We start from the raw sequence: 15,245 nt of genomic DNA, 5'->3' as shown, positions 1-15,245 counted from the left end.
GCCTGCCATGAATCCTTTTGTGTACCAAAGCCTGCCGACCCGTGTGGTGTTCGGCTGGGGCAAGCTCTCGGCGCTGGCTGAAGAGATCGAGCGTCTGGGCGCCAGGCGCGCGCTGATCCTCACCACGCCTGAACAGCATGGGCTCGGCGAACAGGTCGCGGCGTTGCTCGGTGATCGCGCGGCGGGTGTCTATTCCAAGGCAGTGATGCATGTGCCGCTGGAAGTGGCGCAAGCGGCGCGTGTCGAAGCGGTGCGTCTGGATGCCGATTGCTGCGTCGCCATTGGCGGTGGTTCCACCATTGGCCTGGGTAAGGCGATTGCCATGGATTCGGGGCTGCCGATCGTGGCGATTCCGACGACGTACGCCGGTTCGGAGATGACGCCGATTTACGGACTGACCGAAAACCGCCTGAAGAAAACCGGACGTGATCCAAGGGTGTTGCCCAAGACCGTGATCTACGATCCGCAATTGACCCTGACCTTGCCGGCGCAGATTTCCGCCTGTTCGGGAATGAACGCCATGGCCCACGCGGTTGAAGCGTTGTACGCCCAGGACGCCAATCCGATCATCGGTTTCATGGCTGAAGAGTCGATTCGCTCACTGGCACTGGCCCTGCCGGGCGTGGTCAATGACCCCAGCGACCCGCAAGCGCGCAGCCAGGCGTTATATGGCGCGTGGCTGGCAGGCATTTGCCTGGGTTCGGTCGGCATGGCCTTGCACCACAAGCTCTGCCACACCTTGGGCGGGACGTTCAATTTGCCTCACGCCCAGGCACACGCGATTGTTTTGCCACACGCGGCGCATTACAACCGTGAAGCGGCCGCAGGCCCGTTACAGCGTGCCGCCCGCGCCTTGGGCGGCAGCGAAGCGGGGGAGGTGGGCGCCTTGTTGTACGCGCTGAACCAGAAGCTGGGTATTCCATTGGCGCTGGCTGACATTGGCCTGCCTGAAAACGGGCCGGCCGACGCCGCGCAAATCGCCTGCGCCAGTCCTTATTACAACCCACGGCCGTTTGAACAAGGCCCGATCGAAGCGCTGTTGACCCGTGCCATGAAAGGTCTGGCGCCAGCCTGATGTACCCGTGCAAACAACCCATGTCGGAATAAAAACAATGACCGATCAAGACAAAGCCATGGAAACCCTGATCTCCGAGCAGGCGGTCAGCAGTTTTGGCGATGCGCCCAATGCGCGTTACAAACAGATCATGCAGAGCCTGGTTCGCCACCTGCACGCATTCGTCAGCGACGTCGAACTGACCGAGCAGGAGTGGTTTGAAGGCATCCGCTTTCTGACCGAGACCGGCCACAAGTGCGATGGTCTGGTGCGCCAGGAATTCATCCTGCTGTCGGACACCTTGGGCGTGTCAATGCTGGTCGATGCGATCAACCATCGGCACAGTGCAAATGCCACCGAGACCACCGTGTTCGGACCGTTCTACATCGAAGGCATGCCGGAGCGGGACTTCGGCGAAAACATGGCCTTCACCCCGGGCGAGACGGCGCTGGTGCGCGGTCGGGTGGTCGATACTCAGGGCAATCCCTTGGCCGGCGCGGTGCTCGACGTCTGGCAGACTGCCGAAAATGGCATGTATTCAGGCCAGGACACCGAGCAGCCTTTCGGTAATCTGCGCGGACGCTATCGCACCGATGCCGATGGCTATTTTGCGATTCGCACGATTGTCCCGGTGTGCTATCCGATCCCCACCGATGGCCCGGTCGGGCGCATGCTCAACGCCGCAAACCGTCACCCGTGGCGGCCTGCGCACCTGCATTTCATGATCGATGTGCCCGGCTATCGCAAACTGGTCACCCACCTGTTCAATCACGACGATCCGTACCTGGCGTCCGATGCGGTGTTCGGCGTCAAACAGTCATTGCAGGTGATCTATGAAGACCGGATCACCCACGATGATCTGTCCGCCGACCTGGGTATCGACTTGCCGTTCAAGCGCGCCTGTTACGAATTCGTCATGGAAACCGAGTGAACCATGGGACAGTTTTTTGCGGTATTCGCTACAGACCACCCGGATTCCCTGGCCTTGCGTCAGCGCTTGCGGCCGAGTCATCAGGCGCACTTGCGAGCGACTGAAACGCATCGAGTGGTCGTGCGATTCGGCGGCCCGACCCTCGATGAGACGGGTACGGCCATGAATGGCACGTTGCTGGTCATCGAGGCGGGCAGTCTGCCGGAGGTGGAAGCGTTCATCCAGGACGATCCGTATGTTCAGGCAGGACTGTTCGCCAGTGTTCAGATTCGCCCCTGGTACTGGAGCCTTGGCAACCCGGAATTGCGCGGCTGATCATGACCATCATTACCTTATGCCAACTGGATGACATCGCGGATGGCGGCGCCCTGGGGCTGCCCGAACACCAGCAATTGCATCCCGGCGGGCTGGTGGCGGTGCGGCAAGGCGAGCAGGTGTGGGTCTATATCAACCGTTGCCCGCATTTCTCGGTGCCTCTGGACTATCGCCCGCAAGAATTCTGCACCTATCGCGGCAAAATCCTGATGTGCGCTCATCACAGCGCGATGTTTCGTTTCGAAGATGGGCATTGCATCGACGGTCCCTGCAAGGGCGCGCAGTTGGAGCCCGTGCCGGTGCGATGGATCGAAGACCGATTGATCATGGAGGTATAGCGCCACGCGGTTCACGAATGGAGAAGGGGGCGGGTGAGAAGGGGTGATCTACAATCTTTTATGCTGAACCACGCTCATCCGGAGGTCATCATGAAAAGGTTATCGCCCATCGGCCTGTGCGTCGCATTGTCGGTTTTCAGTGTCCAGGGATGGGCGGAAACGGTCGTGCCGATGAAAGGGCAGAGTTCGCAACAAACCCAAACGGATATTACCGAATGCCACAACATCGCGGCCGGTCAGAGCGCCTCGGCTGCACCGCCTGCTAGCGGTGGAAGGCTGAAGGGCGCCGCGGCGGGCGCTGCTGCCGGTGCGGCGGGGGCGCAGGTGCGGGGACGTCAGCATGACGAGTTTTATGATCGCGTCGACGATGACGTGAAGCAGGACTATCGCCAGAATCGCGCCAAGGAAACCGCCGTGGCAGGAGCGGTCGTCGGGGGCTCGCGTCAACGCCAGGAGCGCCGGGCACAAGAGAAAACCAGTGCTGCGACCAGTTCGACGGCCTATACCAGTTGCCTGCAAGGGAAGGGGTATCAGGTCAACCCTTGAGCATTTTCCTGCCGTTGATCGAGCAGATGAACCATCAGGCAGGCATACAGCGTCACGAGGATAAACAAGCCCATGCGGATGGCGAACGCTGTGTAAACGTCCTTGCCTGCTGCGCTGTCCTGTACCGACTGACCCAACAGGATGATCAGCGTGATCAGGGTATTGAGCCAGAACCCCGGGGTAAACCGCGTCGGGCTCAGGGCATACAACTTGCGCGCCATCACCAGGCCGAACAGCAGCATCCACAGAAAGAACATCCACAGATGCACAAACAGGCTGAGGGCGCTCCAGAACAGGATCGCCAACAGGCCTGCGAGCAAGGTTGAACCGAGCAGTTCGCGACCGGCGATGCGGGCGTTCGTCGTGGAGCTTTGCTGACCCAGGCCGACGGCCTTCAGGATGATCGGCAGATAACCGGCCGGGTCGATCAGCGCCAGCAGGAATGCCGGCAGCACGATCAAGGTGGCACGCAGCGCAATCCGACTGACTTCTTCTGCCGGCAAGGGTGGGGCAGGCGGCGGAGAAGGGGCATTGGGTGGATCCGGGAATAACCCATGACTGAACGCCACGACGACAACGGCGAGCAGCAAACCCTTGACCAGTGCGCCGATGACCATCGCCGCCAGATCGAATTCGGCGATACCGGCTGAGGAGATCATGGTCAGGCCAATCACCAGGAAGGTCATGATCAAGGTGTTGCCGCCGCGCAGGCCATAGCGGAAGGCCAGGAACAGACCGACGCTGATCAATAGCACGCCGCTGACGGGGTAATAACGCAGGACCGGGATCAATAGCAGGCCGATGCCGGTGGTCAACATGGCAGCCAGTGCGAGCACCAGTCCGGCCTTGAACGGCAGCGGGCGATTGACCGAGGCCAGCAACAGCAGGCAAAGCACCGGCGCCATAAAGGGAATCGGCAAGCCGAGGCCGAAACTGGCGGTGAGGCACAACGCCGTGCCGGTGGCCAGGCGCAGTGCGCGTTGATCCCGCGGCGTGCGCCGAGTCGACATACCTTTAATAGGCATAGCTCAGCCAGCTCATGAACCCCACAAACACGTGGCCGAGCGGGTTCAGCGGATTGCCTTCGGTGGGGAAGGCCATGACTTCGGCCTGCCCACCGGCACGGATCCCCCGACTGTCACGCAGCGTGTTCAATGAGTCTGGCGAAAACTCGATAATGACCGGAAAACGCTGGGCCGGACGCAACCAGTCGCGGCTGTTCTGCACACTGGGCAAGGTTCCTGGCGGGGGTGTTTGCCCCACGCTGACGCCGTAACCGACGCTACGCACGCGCCCTTCGAAAACTTCACCCGGCAGAGCATCCAGAACAATTGAAACCGGCGTATCGAGCTTCACCAGACCGAGGTTGTTCTCGGTCATGTCCGCACTGATCCACACATCATGAATGGCGATCAGGGTCATGACCGGGCTGCCGGCAGCGGCGAATTGCCCTGCGTCAGTACGCAGATCCGTAATCAGTCCGGCCGAGCGAGCGCGAATCTGCGTGTTGGACAGATCCAGTTCGGCTTTGGACAATGCCGTGGCGGCACTGCGCAGCAAGGCGTTGTCTTCTTCGCTGCCACCTTCCTGCTCACGCGCGCGCTGCACTTCAGCGCGGGCAGCGGCGACCTGGCTGACCGCCTGTTCGCGGTTGGCGCGAGACACTTCGAGCAGACGTACGGAAATGGTGCCGGGGTCTTCGCGATACAAACCCTCAAGACGCTGATTGTCCTGACGCGCCTTGAGCTCATTGGCCTGGGCGGCCCGCAGATTGGCTTGCGCCGAGGCAATGCCGGCGGTGCTCGCACCGATCTGTCGGCGGGTCGATTCAAGGTCGGCACGTGCACGGTCGACGGCAATCTGGTACGGCTGAGGGTCCACCTCGAAAAGGATTTCGCCGGGCTTGACGTCCTGGTTGTTGCGCACGTTCACCCGGATCACGCGGCCCGCCACTTCCGAGGCGACCGGAATCACAAAGGCACCCACCCGGGCCTGTTGTGTATAGGGTGTGAAACGATCCGCCAACAGGTACCAGGTCAGGCTCAGGAGGATCAGTAACAGCACCCACTTGATGCCTTTTTTCGCCGGGTCGGCAGCCGGTGCTGGCGCCTGGGTGACAGGTGTCTCTGGCGTGGGCTGGGCGGCTTCACTCATTGGTCTTTTACCTTGTAAGACATTGGAATGGCAGGCTGTGCAGTGGTGGGCTCTTCCAGCAGATCGCCCCAGTCGGTACGTTTTTCCATTTGCTGGCGAGTGGCTGGATCAACTTTCGGCTGGGCGCTGTACCAGCCACCGCCCACGGCTTTGTACAAGGCAATGACATTACTCACGGCATTGCTGCGGGCGACCAGATAATTGTCCTGTTGTTCAAGCAAGGCACGCTGCGCATCCAGCACCCGCTGGAAGTCCGAATATCCTTCGCGATACTGCGCGCTGGCCAACACCAGCGAGCGTTTGGCTGCCACTTCAGCCTCACCCAGAATGCGTTCGCGCTCCAGGGATTTGATCAGGCCATAGGCTGCATCGTCTGCCTCGCGTGCCGCCTGGCGAACCTTGTCGCGGTAGGCCTCGATCAGCTGCTGCAACCGCGCATCCTGCACGCGCACGTTGTTGCTGATCTGGCCGTGATCGAACACATTCCAGCGCAGACTGGGGCCGCCGATCAAATCCAGATTCCGAGGCGTGCCACTGAGCGTGTCGGTGGACCAGACGATGCTGCCCAGCAAGGTCAGCGACGGATAGAAATCGCTCTCGGCCACACCGATCAGCGCTGACTGGGCGGCGACATTAAGCTCGGCGGCGCGCACGTCTGGCCGACGCAGCAGCAAGTTGGCCGGTACATCTTGCAACACGGCACGGTCGACCAGCGGGATCAATCCCACGTTCTCGACCAGTTGCGGCAGCGCGCCGGGCGGCTGGCCGATCAATACCGCCAACGCATTGCGGGTTCGTTGCAACTGATCTTCGAAGTTGGGGATGGTACTCAACGTACCCAGGTATTGAGTCCTGGCTTGTTGCAGGTCGAGCTCGGCGGTTTGGCCGCTATTGAAGAGTTTCTCGGTAATCTCGAAGTTGCGCTTTTGCTGTTTGGCGTTTTCCCGGGCGACACGCAAACGGGCTTCGGTGGTGCGTAGTGAGAAATAGGTATCGGCCACTTGCGCGCGCAGCAGGACGAGCACGTCTTCATAGTTGGCCTGGGCGGCGAAGTAGCTGGCATCGGATGACTCGATGGCGCGACTGAAACGGCCCCAGAAGTCCAGCTCCCAACCCACATCGAACCCCGCGCTGTGTTGCCAGAAATGGCTGTCTTGCGGGTTGGTCCCGCCGGATTGCCTGCGGTTAAAGTAAAGACTGTCGACACTGGCTTGCTGCAGTTGCGGGTAAAGACCGCTTTGAGCAATGCCGAGTTGGGCACGGGCTTCCATGACGCGCAGGCCGGCGATTTTGAGGCTGGAGTTGCGTGCATCCGACTCCGCTATCAAATGATTGAGGACCGGATCGGCGAAGACTTGCCACCATTGACGCAGATCCGGGTTCAGGCTGCGTTGGCTGGATTGCTCAAGGGCAGGGGTGCTCCAGTGTTTGACCCATTCTTCGCCGGGCGGCTGGAAGTCCGGCCCAAGTCGTACGCAGCCATTGAGGCCGAGTACGCCAAGCAGCACGAGCCGGCCTGGCCAATTCAGCAGGGTTGTACCTGGATGCATTACGCATTTCCCGACCAACAAAGATCACTGGAGCATAGCCGTCCAAATGGGCACATGGCTGCTACGCTTTTTTAAGCGCCATCAAATCTACTGATCAGTTAGAAAGGTACGAGGATTATGAATAACACCCCAGGTGTTGTTGAACCCCATTCAGCCGGTTGGCGCTTTAAGTTGGGCATAGTCATTATCTGCTTGATGCTGGGTTCCTGGCTGTTAGTGCCTCTCGCCGCGGCTGCCGATGTGCCGGGTTCAAAGATCGCTGCACTGACCGGCGTGCTGTTCATCAGCAACAAAGTCCTGTTGATTATCGTTATTGCGGTGATGGGCAAAGCCGGATTCCAACAGTTAAAGCGCAGCCTGTTCGGATATGTGTCCTCACTTGCACCTAGCACGGAAGTCGAAGTGGGCCCATGGCGTCACAGAATTGGCATCGTTATGTTCTTTGTGCCGCTGATTTCCTCCTTTCTTGAACCCTACGTCGACAGCATTTGGCCGGGGCTCAGACCCAACCTCTGGCAAGTTCAAGCGCTGGGTGACCTCATGCTGATTGGCAGCTTTTTCGTATTGGGGGGTAATTTCTGGGAGAAAGTGCGCGCCTTGTTTATTCGCACCGCTCGTGTCGCAAACACAAGTGCGGTGTGAATAACAATAGTGGGCGAGGGTAGTGAGTACTCGTGCGTTCAAACTCTAATGGCTAGCTCTACTAAAGAGCTATTTAGCATAGTTATTATTAATCTAGCGCATGATGGCAATAGAGCGGGCGTATTCATTGCGCGCTATTTCAAAGGCTGGAGGGCTCAATCAACATGACTACCAACACCTTTGATAAGCACATTCCCAGCGCTGAGGCTGTGATCGCAGCACTGAACCTGGAACCCCACATGGAAGGCGGTTTCTACCGCAGAACCTTTCAAACCGATCACCACGCGATGGTTGAGACCGCCGGGGGCCGGCGCTACCTGATGACCTCCATTTACTACTTGCTGACCAAGAATTCGCCGATAGGTCATTTTCATCTTAACCAATCGGACATCGTGCATTACTACCATGTGGGAGATGCGATTCAGTACAGCCTGATTTTTCCGGACGGCACATTAAAAACGGTTGTGATGGGCAGCGATATAATCGCCGGACAATGTCTGCAGCTGCATGTACCGGGTGGCGTCTGGAAAGCTTCGCAGCTTACAAATGGACTGGCGGGATACGGCCTGATCAGCGAAGCGGTTACACCAGGGTTTGATTTTGCAGATATGGCGTTGGGCATGCAGGAGCAGCTTACCGAGCAATTTCCCGAACACGCGGAGCTGTTTGAGAAGCTGATGGGAGAATGAGTGGCTGAGGCGATTTGATCGTTTCAAAATCTGCGTGCAACCGGGCTAATCTCGAAACATCTTGTTACGTGTAATGTATATTATGTTAAATCATGTATCTGTACGGAACTTCCTATGCTTGAGGTCAAGCTCCACCACTTTCCGATTTTTCAGGCGTCTAGGCTCTTCTCATTGGACGTCCTTCCTGACTTCGACACCTGACGTATGCATGAAAGTTTTGACCCGTCTCTACAAGAACTCCAGCCGGATACACAAACATCGCTTTTGATGCGTTCAAGCACGCATCGCCGATATAGCCGAGCGTTTACCTGATGTCATTCGTTTGCGGCGGCAACAACCAATGTCGTTCGGTGGTCCATCCGAGAAAAACCCGAGCCCCCTCACTTTTCTGGCGGTTCAGAGTCAACGGGAGCCCGGCAGCTGCCACACGTAACCCTATAATTGCCGGTAGAAATCTCTCTCGGAATGCAGTGGGTTGAGCCGCGAAATGTTCTTCGATGCTATCGATAGCGCAACGCCTCTCGGCGTCATCCAGCACGGATAAATAAAACACCATCTGGCGCCAGGCATAAGCGGTATTTTTGAGCATCACCAAGCTTGAGTGGTAGAACTTGATTTTCATCTGCTGCCGTATGCATATCCATTGGAAGCACTCCTGAGCAAGTGAACCCAGGCGATGATGTAGAAGCGCTTTCAAACCGAGCTCACCAAATAGAAGCGAAAGGTTTTGCGTCGTCAGAATCTGTTGTTGCTCGATGATCCTTCCGTTGGTTGCTGAGTGCCATGCACCCAAGGGTGCATTAGCCCGCTGTGCGCAAAGGTTCGCCAATGCATCACTGGTATCCAAGTCACGCTGGAAATAGTTTCTGCTCTTCGATTTCGGCTTATCGGGAAGGATCGCCAGTTGGTTCGTGTCGATGTCGTAATAATGGGCGTAAAGGGTGCCACCTATCAACGAGGCCGCTCGTCTGGCTGCTTCCACGAATTTGTTCGAGAAGGTTCCCATGAAAATGTCCACTGCGACCTCCTCCACAAAAGGAAGATCCAGCTTCGCGGTGACAGCAAGCGAACCAAACTCCTGAAGTAGTTTGTTCGGAAGGATTGCCTGAGGAAAAGCAGAGAGGGTCGTTGCCGAGGATTCGATCAAGGCTTGTCTGGCTCCCTCAACAGCGACAGCGTGTGCCTCACGTTCACCTTCGACGGCCGCTACCCAAGGCAGCTCACTGATTTTGACTTGGCTCTGTAGGTTGAGCAGCAGCAATGAACGGCGTCGCCGAAAAGCACGATACGTTGCGACAGACAACATACGCAGCGTCGTATCGCGAAATCCAGCACTGCAGATTTCGGCCGTCATCGCCGGCAGTACTCGCGCCACGGTATCCCCAGATGTGATCAATCCCTTGTCAATCAACTCAGTAATGGTTCCCTTTCGACAGCGCTCGAGGCGTCGGCGAACCGCCGGAGGAATGGCGACACCTGTTATCAGCGAATATGCCTTCGCCTCCTCGCCGGTAACGGGCTCCAACAGGGACGAAAAATCAGAGATGCCTTCCGAGCTCGAATAGCTGGTCAGACGCTCAGAAACAACCTTGGCGATCAGATGATGCTCGGGCGCGGCCACCTGATGGTGCTGCATTTCTCGGTACTGTAGATGATGTTCAGATTCTGGATGACCATGTTTGCACACGAAATCATTGACGATCCGCCGAATACGTCCGACTTGACGCCCTGTAAGCGAAGCTGGGTCACGGGAGCAGAGCCTCAGCAACGCGTACAACTCCCCTACCCGATCTCTGAAAGGTTCAACATTGAGGATGTCATTGTTACTGGTGGCATCGAACTGACTATTTAGAGTATTCGCCTGCTCAAGCCAGCCTTCAGGATATAGCCGACAAGGCCAATCATCCTGGTACGTTAAGAGGAAGAGCGAGATGGCTGCGTCGTAGAGAGTCAACCGAGTCGCGACCACATGTTTTTGCACCGCCAGGCGCTGCTGCGCTGGGAGTTTTGAAAGCAGCTTTTTGATATCGCCGACATCGAAGATGTGCACTTCCGCCGCCGCGAGTGGCAGCCCGTCAGAAGCCATTGGAAAGAAACGCAGTTGCTCAAAAAAAGGAGCGATCGACACAATCAGTTTGCGCGCTTCCTCCGTGCGCTGCTGGCCCAACAACCAGGCCACGTACAGTAGCGCTGCCTCTTCTGGTACATCGACCCGATAGTCGCTGTTCACCAGCTGCTTTTGCAGTGCTTCGATCCCCTCATCCGTTAGGTGCCAGGTGTTGAGATCAAGTCGTTCAAAACCAGGGCGGATGCCTGGGATTGAGGCGGCCAACCGCCGCTCGTACTCGGTCAGTGCGCCACCGGCCAGATACTGCCCAGTGGCAAAACCACCCGTGACAACCTCCAGCGTGACCCATTCAGGCACATCCACGAGTGGTGTGCGCGAGCCATACAGCGCAGTGCCCTGCACCATGTGTTCGACCACCTGCTGCCAGCGTTCAATCCGTTCGCGTGTTTTTGCCTCAGTGTCGAGACCCGATGCGGTCAATGCTCGAGATAACTGAAAGACCGCATAACCGGCGTTTATGCCGGCCATTGCATCCGATTCCCTATCGTGCCTGGACATATGTCCTTCTGACCCTGCGATGTAGTGGGTCCGGGGGCTGGATTCGAACCAGCGCCCACCCGGTTAAGAGCCGAGTGTTCTACCGCTGAACTACCCCGGAACAGAGCGCGCATTGTCTACCAGCATCGAAGGGATGTGAAGATTGAAAACGTTGCCGCTCGTGACGCGTATCGAGATTATTCCCGTTCGAAATATTAGCGTAACTGGCCTGTGGCAGCGGTGTGCAATTGATGCGGACCTCATCAGGAGGTGGAAGGCTGCCCGTACGGTGATAAACCTACGCACCGCCGTGGACGGAACAGTCGGTCATGAACAAGTTTTGGAGAGCCTGCGCTTAGTTTTTCTAGTTTAAAATCCTTATTCTCAAAGGATTTTTTGGAACTATGAACATCTGACATCGCCCATAAGTTAAATCAGGTATTACTCTATAGGTGCGCATAGGTCCTGTCGGTTTCCCTACCGTCCGTTTTCCTCGCCTACGGGGCATCGAAGGACTCTATAGATCTCCGAAATCACCTGCATCGTTGCGTCTTCGATCGTTCCTTCGTTACGGCATAAAACCCAGCCGTGATCTGCAATTGCTTGCTCGAACGCCTTTGTACAAGCGACATGTTCTTCCAGCTTATGGATCACAGTACTGCCCAGCCCACGGCCTCGTGCCGCAGCCCTTGCCCACGAAATATCAGGGGCGGTGACAACCCCGACATGCAGGTCTGGCACTCGCACGTTTCGATCAATGTTCAACTGTAGAATCTCTGCAAACGGGACTATCCGGCGAAACGCGGCATCAGACGGGTACCAGCGATCGATCAAGATGATGCTGTCTGGTGGCTGTTTAGTCAGCACGTGCCGGGAAATCCAGGTACGGCTATCAGCAAAGCGCTCACAAACCCTCAACTCCAAATCCCGGGTGGGATTTCTGACGAGCTTGTTAACGAGGGTCATTGTTTCACCCCTATAGGGATCGCTTTTTTTCTCGCAAAGTCGGATCACCTTTTTGTTGTCTGCCCTCAGTACTTTCGTCACGGCTTCCAACAGTGTGGTTTTGCCGGCTCCCTTGGGCCCATCTAGAGAAACAAACAGCGGACGATTCATTCTTCAAACAACGATTGATATACGGTTTTTTTTGCCCGGTTCGTTCGCTGGAACCGCTTGGCGCGACTACGCAAATCGAGTGGAGGGACCTTATGAACAGACATTGATGAACACTTTAACTTGGTTTCTGACTAACGCGTCTCAAAATCCAGGGTTGCTGTCTAGACCTCAAGATCAGGAATCTAGGTCAAGCGGATGCAGTTTGCGACGACGTTCATAGTCTGCTCGCTTTTTATCGATGACCTCCACGACGGAAGCAAGCGTCTTACCGAGAAATACTCGGTATGGTCACTCCCCTCCTCCAGTCGACCGATAAGATCGAGTACAGCGCTCGTTTCCACCCTTGTCCTCACCCTATTCAGTGGGGTCGATGCAATGCGCAGATTCGCAATACGACTCTCCGTGTGAGGTACTGCACCGCACCGGTTCTACTAATCTACAACCGTGGCTCACCTACTTTGCGGCGCAGCGGAGGTTGATGATGAGAGGCCTGATTAGCGAACTTGATATTTTCCAGCAAGAAATTCTCGGTGGCGACCATATGCACGCCATCACTTGCATGACCGAGCTGCTAACGGAGTACCGCCAAAGCTTGCCCGACACGCTCTGGCAGGACGACATAGTCGATCAATGTCGTGAACATCCGATTTTTCAACTGCTCCAGGAAGACCCCTACACCTCACGAGCTTTCGAAAAGCCCAGAGGCTACCCAGGGGATGCTGTAATGCTGGATTACGCCTACTTTCAGAACCCGCCTCCCGACTCCAGCGCGATCGGAAAATTAATATTTGAGGTTGTCACCTCAAGCCCAAATGCACTGAGCGTACGCTGGCGCCGTGAGCACATTGCAGGCCTGATTGAGCGGCTGGCATCCCATCGGGAAACGCTTTCTATCATGAGCGTCGCTTGTGGCCACTGCCGAGAACTGGAGCTTCTCAAACCCGAGACCCGACAGCGGATCCAGCGCTTCGTCGCATTTGATAATGATGCAGAGACGCTGAAGCTTGCCACTCTAACGTGCTCGAAAATCATCAAGTGGGAGTGCAGTGTCAAGAAGCTGCCTGAAAGTGATGATTACGATGGATTCGACTTCATCTACAGTATTGGCATCTATGACTACCTTAATCGCGCCCAGGCAATGGCGCTTACAGCTTGGCTGATGGGTAAACTGAATCCAGGAGGTCAACTCCTGATCGCAAACTTTACACCGGACAACTGGGGGCGGGGCTACATGGAAGCTTTCATGGACTGGCAGCTCGTGCTCAGGACGCGTGAACAGATGAGGGCGTTCATACCTGCGGACTCATCACCCCATTCCTGCTTGTATTTCGACCCCTATCGCAATGTGATCTACCTACTACTCACCCGGAGCTAAGGCGGGAATGAAATCATTACCCCCTCCTCCATTTGAATCAAAGACAAGCCGTTGTTCATTCTCAGAAAAAAAGCCCCGCAACCGAATGCGGTGCGGGGCAAAAATTTGGTTGGTTGCGGCCAACCAAAGGAGCGCTATGAAAAGCGTTTACGGGCCGGGGTCAGATGCAATCCTGCGCGGCGCGTTCAAAACTTGAAGGCAGGAAGTTCGAGGCCAGCAAGTGCCGTTCGTAGATGAACACCTTGCCGCCGTTCCCCGCCTTGTAGGCTTCCAGCACGTTGTCCGCCGAGACTTTGCTCGACACCACGATCCGGTAACTGTGCTGGGTCTGCGAGACGGTCGGGCTCAACGCACTGCCCTGCAATTTCGGTACAACGCAGTCGGCGTATTGGGCAGGGGTCTTGCTGGTCTGCAAGGTCAGGGTCGGGTCGTTCGGCGCGGAGGCACAACCGGCGAGCAACAAAGAGGCAAACACCATGGCAGGCACGAATAAAGGGCGCATCGGTCTCATCCAAAAAATAAAAGGTTCGGTTCATCAAGCGACGGTCATCGCGGAATTTTTTGAGTCGCGTGTTCGATGGAAGCGATTTTCCAACTATTGCCGACAAAGCAGAACTTGCGTTTCGTAATGGTCACTATTACTTCTAGCAATAGTTGCGCGCCGTGCAGGCGGCTGCACACTCAATCACAACTAGAAAAGATTGATGAGGATCCCACCTTGAGAACTTTTGACTTGATCCGCGACGCCGTTTTGCCCGATTTCCGTGACCGGGTGGCCGAGTACCTGACCCAATACGAAACCGTACTGTTGGGCGAAAACGCGCCTGACCCGGAGCTGGCGCGGGCCACCGCCAATCAGTTGCGCGGTTATTTGCGCGGGTTGAACACCACGCGGGTGTTGGGCATGGCGGATTGGGAGGAGCTGGATCGGCGAGTGGTGAATACGTGGCTTTAGCGCCCGACTAATCAGCTGTTAGTGTGCCTTTGAGCTATGATTTTCTCAGGCCTACCCGGAGGCAACTGCCCGGCCCCAGGCACGTTCGTCTAACCCCCTGAAACGGAGAAGCCAACGTGAGCACCTTGAAACTTCACCCTGCACTGGACAACGGTATCCAGCCCGCCGCCGCGAATTTCACAGGCGGCACCCTGCAATGCCTGTGTGCGACCGACAAGGTCGAGGTCAAGATCGACGCACAAACCCTGCATAACCACGCGTGCGGCTGCAGCAAATGCTGGAAACCGCAAAACGCGACATTCGCCGTCATTGCCGTTGTACCTCGGGATAAGGTCAGCGTCATTGCCCACGGCGAAAAACTGGAAATTGTCGACGACACCGCCACCATCCAGCGGCACGCCTGCAAGCAGTGCCACGCCCATCTCTTCGGGCGCATCGAGAACAAGGACCATGCGTTTTATGGCCTGGACTTCGTCCACACCGAACTCTCTCCTCAGAGCGGATGGGCTGCGCCGGGCTTCGCGGCGTTCGTGTCCTCCATCATCGAAACCGGCACACCGCCAGCGCAAATGAAGGCCATCCGTGAGCGCCTGCGCGAGATCGGCCTGGAGCCCTACGATTGCCTGTCCCCGGACTTGATGGACGCAATGGCGACTCATGTCGCCAAACAAAAAGGCGTGCTCCCTGCCGTCTGATTGATCGGTCGCCGCGGTTTCTTCGTCCGACCGCGGCCCCGACATCCCGAAAATCTCAGCTGAGCGGATCGTACCCACAGGTTCTCGCCGTGGCGTTCGGCGCAAGGCTGTCCAGCTCAAAGCGCAAAACACGCTCGGCCTGATCAATAACGCCATTGTATTCGCGATCCCGCTCCCGACGAGGCGGCGCTTGCCGCCGGAGCCAGTGTCAAAATAACGTTATCTCCCTTGCCTTTCCTAACAACCGCTGATCAGTAAGATCAGGTTTTTGACACTTCCC

The 15,245-nt window shown here is 56.9% G+C and carries 16 protein-coding genes and 1 tRNA gene; 10 read left to right on the top strand and 7 right to left on the bottom strand.

What is annotated here, in order from left to right; all coding sequences use genetic code 11:
- Nucleotides 1-7 precede the first annotated feature (7 nt).
- From AC3IUE_RS16365 to AC3IUE_RS16345, 5 genes are all read left to right on the top strand, one after another.
- Nucleotides 8-1,075: a maleylacetate reductase gene (locus AC3IUE_RS16365; RefSeq protein WP_489262930.1), complete on the top strand. Its 1,068-nt coding sequence runs from the start codon at nt 8-10 to the stop codon at nt 1,073-1,075.
- Between the two features lie 37 nt (nt 1,076-1,112).
- Nucleotides 1,113-1,985, top strand: coding sequence for a dioxygenase family protein (locus AC3IUE_RS16360; RefSeq protein WP_489262929.1), 873 nt, complete (start codon nt 1,113-1,115; stop codon nt 1,983-1,985).
- 3 nt (nt 1,986-1,988) lie between these two features.
- A complete protein-coding gene (locus AC3IUE_RS16355; protein WP_223430433.1) occupies nt 1,989-2,300 on the top strand; it encodes a YciI family protein in 312 nt (103 codons plus the stop codon).
- Nucleotides 2,301-2,302: 2 nt separating this feature from the next.
- A complete protein-coding gene (locus AC3IUE_RS16350; protein ID WP_489262928.1) occupies nt 2,303-2,638 on the top strand; it encodes a Rieske (2Fe-2S) protein in 336 nt (111 codons plus the stop codon).
- A 90-nt stretch (nt 2,639-2,728) separates the two neighbouring features.
- A complete protein-coding gene (locus AC3IUE_RS16345; protein ID WP_489262926.1) occupies nt 2,729-3,184 on the top strand; it encodes a hypothetical protein in 456 nt (151 codons plus the stop codon).
- On the opposite strand, the gene AC3IUE_RS16340 is transcribed toward AC3IUE_RS16345, so the two are convergent.
- From AC3IUE_RS16340 to AC3IUE_RS16330, 3 genes are read right to left on the bottom strand one after another with little or no spacing between them, the layout of a single operon-like run.
- Nucleotides 3,169-4,194: a DUF2955 domain-containing protein gene (locus AC3IUE_RS16340; RefSeq protein ID WP_056742319.1), complete on the bottom strand. Its 1,026-nt coding sequence runs from the start codon at nt 4,192-4,194 to the stop codon at nt 3,169-3,171. The genes AC3IUE_RS16345 and AC3IUE_RS16340 overlap by 16 nt on opposite strands.
- A gap of 4 nt (nt 4,195-4,198) precedes the next feature.
- Nucleotides 4,199-5,338, bottom strand: coding sequence for an HlyD family secretion protein (locus AC3IUE_RS16335; RefSeq protein ID WP_489262925.1), 1,140 nt, complete (start codon nt 5,336-5,338; stop codon nt 4,199-4,201).
- Complete coding sequence (locus AC3IUE_RS16330) at nt 5,335-6,888, bottom strand: efflux transporter outer membrane subunit (protein WP_489262924.1); 1,554 nt, start codon at nt 6,886-6,888, stop codon at nt 5,335-5,337. The genes AC3IUE_RS16335 and AC3IUE_RS16330 overlap by 4 nt, the downstream gene beginning before the upstream one ends.
- Nucleotides 6,889-7,005: 117 nt before the next feature.
- Here AC3IUE_RS16330 and AC3IUE_RS16325 point away from each other — a divergent pair, with 117 nt between their 5' ends.
- Nucleotides 7,006-7,530 (top strand): transporter suffix domain-containing protein, encoded by a 525-nt coding sequence (locus AC3IUE_RS16325; protein WP_489262923.1) that lies wholly within the window; start codon nt 7,006-7,008, stop codon nt 7,528-7,530.
- A 164-nt stretch (nt 7,531-7,694) separates the two neighbouring features.
- Complete coding sequence (locus AC3IUE_RS16320; RefSeq protein ID WP_489262922.1) at nt 7,695-8,219, top strand: cupin domain-containing protein; 525 nt, start codon at nt 7,695-7,697, stop codon at nt 8,217-8,219.
- A 304-nt stretch (nt 8,220-8,523) separates the two neighbouring features.
- Here the strand turns inward: AC3IUE_RS16320 and AC3IUE_RS16315 are convergent, their stop codons facing one another.
- The 3 genes from AC3IUE_RS16315 to AC3IUE_RS16305 all read right to left on the bottom strand — a co-directional run bounded on the left by AC3IUE_RS16315 (nt 8,524) and on the right by AC3IUE_RS16305 (nt 11,940).
- Entirely contained in the window at nt 8,524-10,815 is a 2,292-nt protein-coding gene (locus tag AC3IUE_RS16315; protein ID WP_489262920.1) for a hypothetical protein, read from the bottom strand.
- 55 nt (nt 10,816-10,870) lie between these two features.
- A tRNA-Lys gene (locus tag AC3IUE_RS16310) sits at nt 10,871-10,945 on the bottom strand.
- Nucleotides 10,946-11,301: 356 nt separating this feature from the next.
- Nucleotides 11,302-11,940, bottom strand: coding sequence for a dTMP kinase (locus tag AC3IUE_RS16305; RefSeq protein ID WP_489262919.1), 639 nt, complete (start codon nt 11,938-11,940; stop codon nt 11,302-11,304).
- Nucleotides 11,941-12,421: 481 nt separating this feature from the next.
- On the opposite strand from AC3IUE_RS16305, the gene AC3IUE_RS16300 reads away from it, so the two are divergent.
- Nucleotides 12,422-13,315 (top strand): hypothetical protein, encoded by an 894-nt coding sequence (locus AC3IUE_RS16300; RefSeq protein WP_489262918.1) that lies wholly within the window; start codon nt 12,422-12,424, stop codon nt 13,313-13,315.
- A 160-nt stretch (nt 13,316-13,475) separates the two neighbouring features.
- Here AC3IUE_RS16300 and AC3IUE_RS16295 read toward each other — a convergent pair whose 3' ends face one another.
- Nucleotides 13,476-13,817, bottom strand: coding sequence for a YajG family lipoprotein (locus tag AC3IUE_RS16295; protein WP_046049748.1), 342 nt, complete (start codon nt 13,815-13,817; stop codon nt 13,476-13,478).
- A 216-nt stretch (nt 13,818-14,033) separates the two neighbouring features.
- On the opposite strand from AC3IUE_RS16295, the gene AC3IUE_RS16290 reads away from it, so the two are divergent.
- Nucleotides 14,034-14,270 carry a hypothetical protein gene (locus AC3IUE_RS16290; RefSeq protein WP_046049761.1) on the top strand — a complete coding sequence of 79 codons (237 nt, stop codon included), beginning with the start codon at nt 14,034-14,036 and terminating at the stop codon, nt 14,268-14,270.
- 116 nt (nt 14,271-14,386) lie between these two features.
- Nucleotides 14,387-14,965: an S-(hydroxymethyl)glutathione synthase gene (gene gfa, locus AC3IUE_RS16285; protein WP_489262917.1), complete on the top strand. Its 579-nt coding sequence runs from the start codon at nt 14,387-14,389 to the stop codon at nt 14,963-14,965.
- Nucleotides 14,966-15,245 lie beyond the last annotated feature (280 nt).

The organism is Pseudomonas sp. GL_093 (assembly GCF_057837605.1).
This window is presented reverse-complemented; position numbering and strand designations above follow the sequence as displayed.

What these genes read in the sequence shown, in the direction of transcription:
- AC3IUE_RS16365 (WP_489262930.1), top strand. Translation starts at nt 8, where the DNA reads ATGAATCCTTTTGTGTACCAAAGCCTGCCGACCCGTGTGGTGTTCGGC.
- AC3IUE_RS16360 (WP_489262929.1), top strand. Translation starts at nt 1,113, where the DNA reads ATGACCGATCAAGACAAAGCCATGGAAACCCTGATCTCCGAGCAGGCG.
- AC3IUE_RS16355 (WP_223430433.1), top strand. Translation starts at nt 1,989, where the DNA reads ATGGGACAGTTTTTTGCGGTATTCGCTACAGACCACCCGGATTCCCTG.
- AC3IUE_RS16350 (WP_489262928.1), top strand. Translation starts at nt 2,303, where the DNA reads ATGACCATCATTACCTTATGCCAACTGGATGACATCGCGGATGGCGGC.
- AC3IUE_RS16345 (WP_489262926.1), top strand. Translation starts at nt 2,729, where the DNA reads ATGAAAAGGTTATCGCCCATCGGCCTGTGCGTCGCATTGTCGGTTTTC.
- AC3IUE_RS16340 (WP_056742319.1), bottom strand. Translation starts at nt 4,194, where the DNA reads ATGTCGACTCGGCGCACGCCGCGGGATCAACGCGCACTGCGCCTGGCC.
- AC3IUE_RS16335 (WP_489262925.1), bottom strand. Translation starts at nt 5,338, where the DNA reads ATGAGTGAAGCCGCCCAGCCCACGCCAGAGACACCTGTCACCCAGGCG.
- AC3IUE_RS16330 (WP_489262924.1), bottom strand. Translation starts at nt 6,888, where the DNA reads ATGCATCCAGGTACAACCCTGCTGAATTGGCCAGGCCGGCTCGTGCTG.
- AC3IUE_RS16325 (WP_489262923.1), top strand. Translation starts at nt 7,006, where the DNA reads ATGAATAACACCCCAGGTGTTGTTGAACCCCATTCAGCCGGTTGGCGC.
- AC3IUE_RS16320 (WP_489262922.1), top strand. Translation starts at nt 7,695, where the DNA reads ATGACTACCAACACCTTTGATAAGCACATTCCCAGCGCTGAGGCTGTG.
- AC3IUE_RS16315 (WP_489262920.1), bottom strand. Translation starts at nt 10,815, where the DNA reads ATGGCCGGCATAAACGCCGGTTATGCGGTCTTTCAGTTATCTCGAGCA.
- AC3IUE_RS16305 (WP_489262919.1), bottom strand. Translation starts at nt 11,940, where the DNA reads ATGAATCGTCCGCTGTTTGTTTCTCTAGATGGGCCCAAGGGAGCCGGC.
- AC3IUE_RS16300 (WP_489262918.1), top strand. Translation starts at nt 12,422, where the DNA reads ATGAGAGGCCTGATTAGCGAACTTGATATTTTCCAGCAAGAAATTCTC.
- AC3IUE_RS16295 (WP_046049748.1), bottom strand. Translation starts at nt 13,817, where the DNA reads ATGCGCCCTTTATTCGTGCCTGCCATGGTGTTTGCCTCTTTGTTGCTC.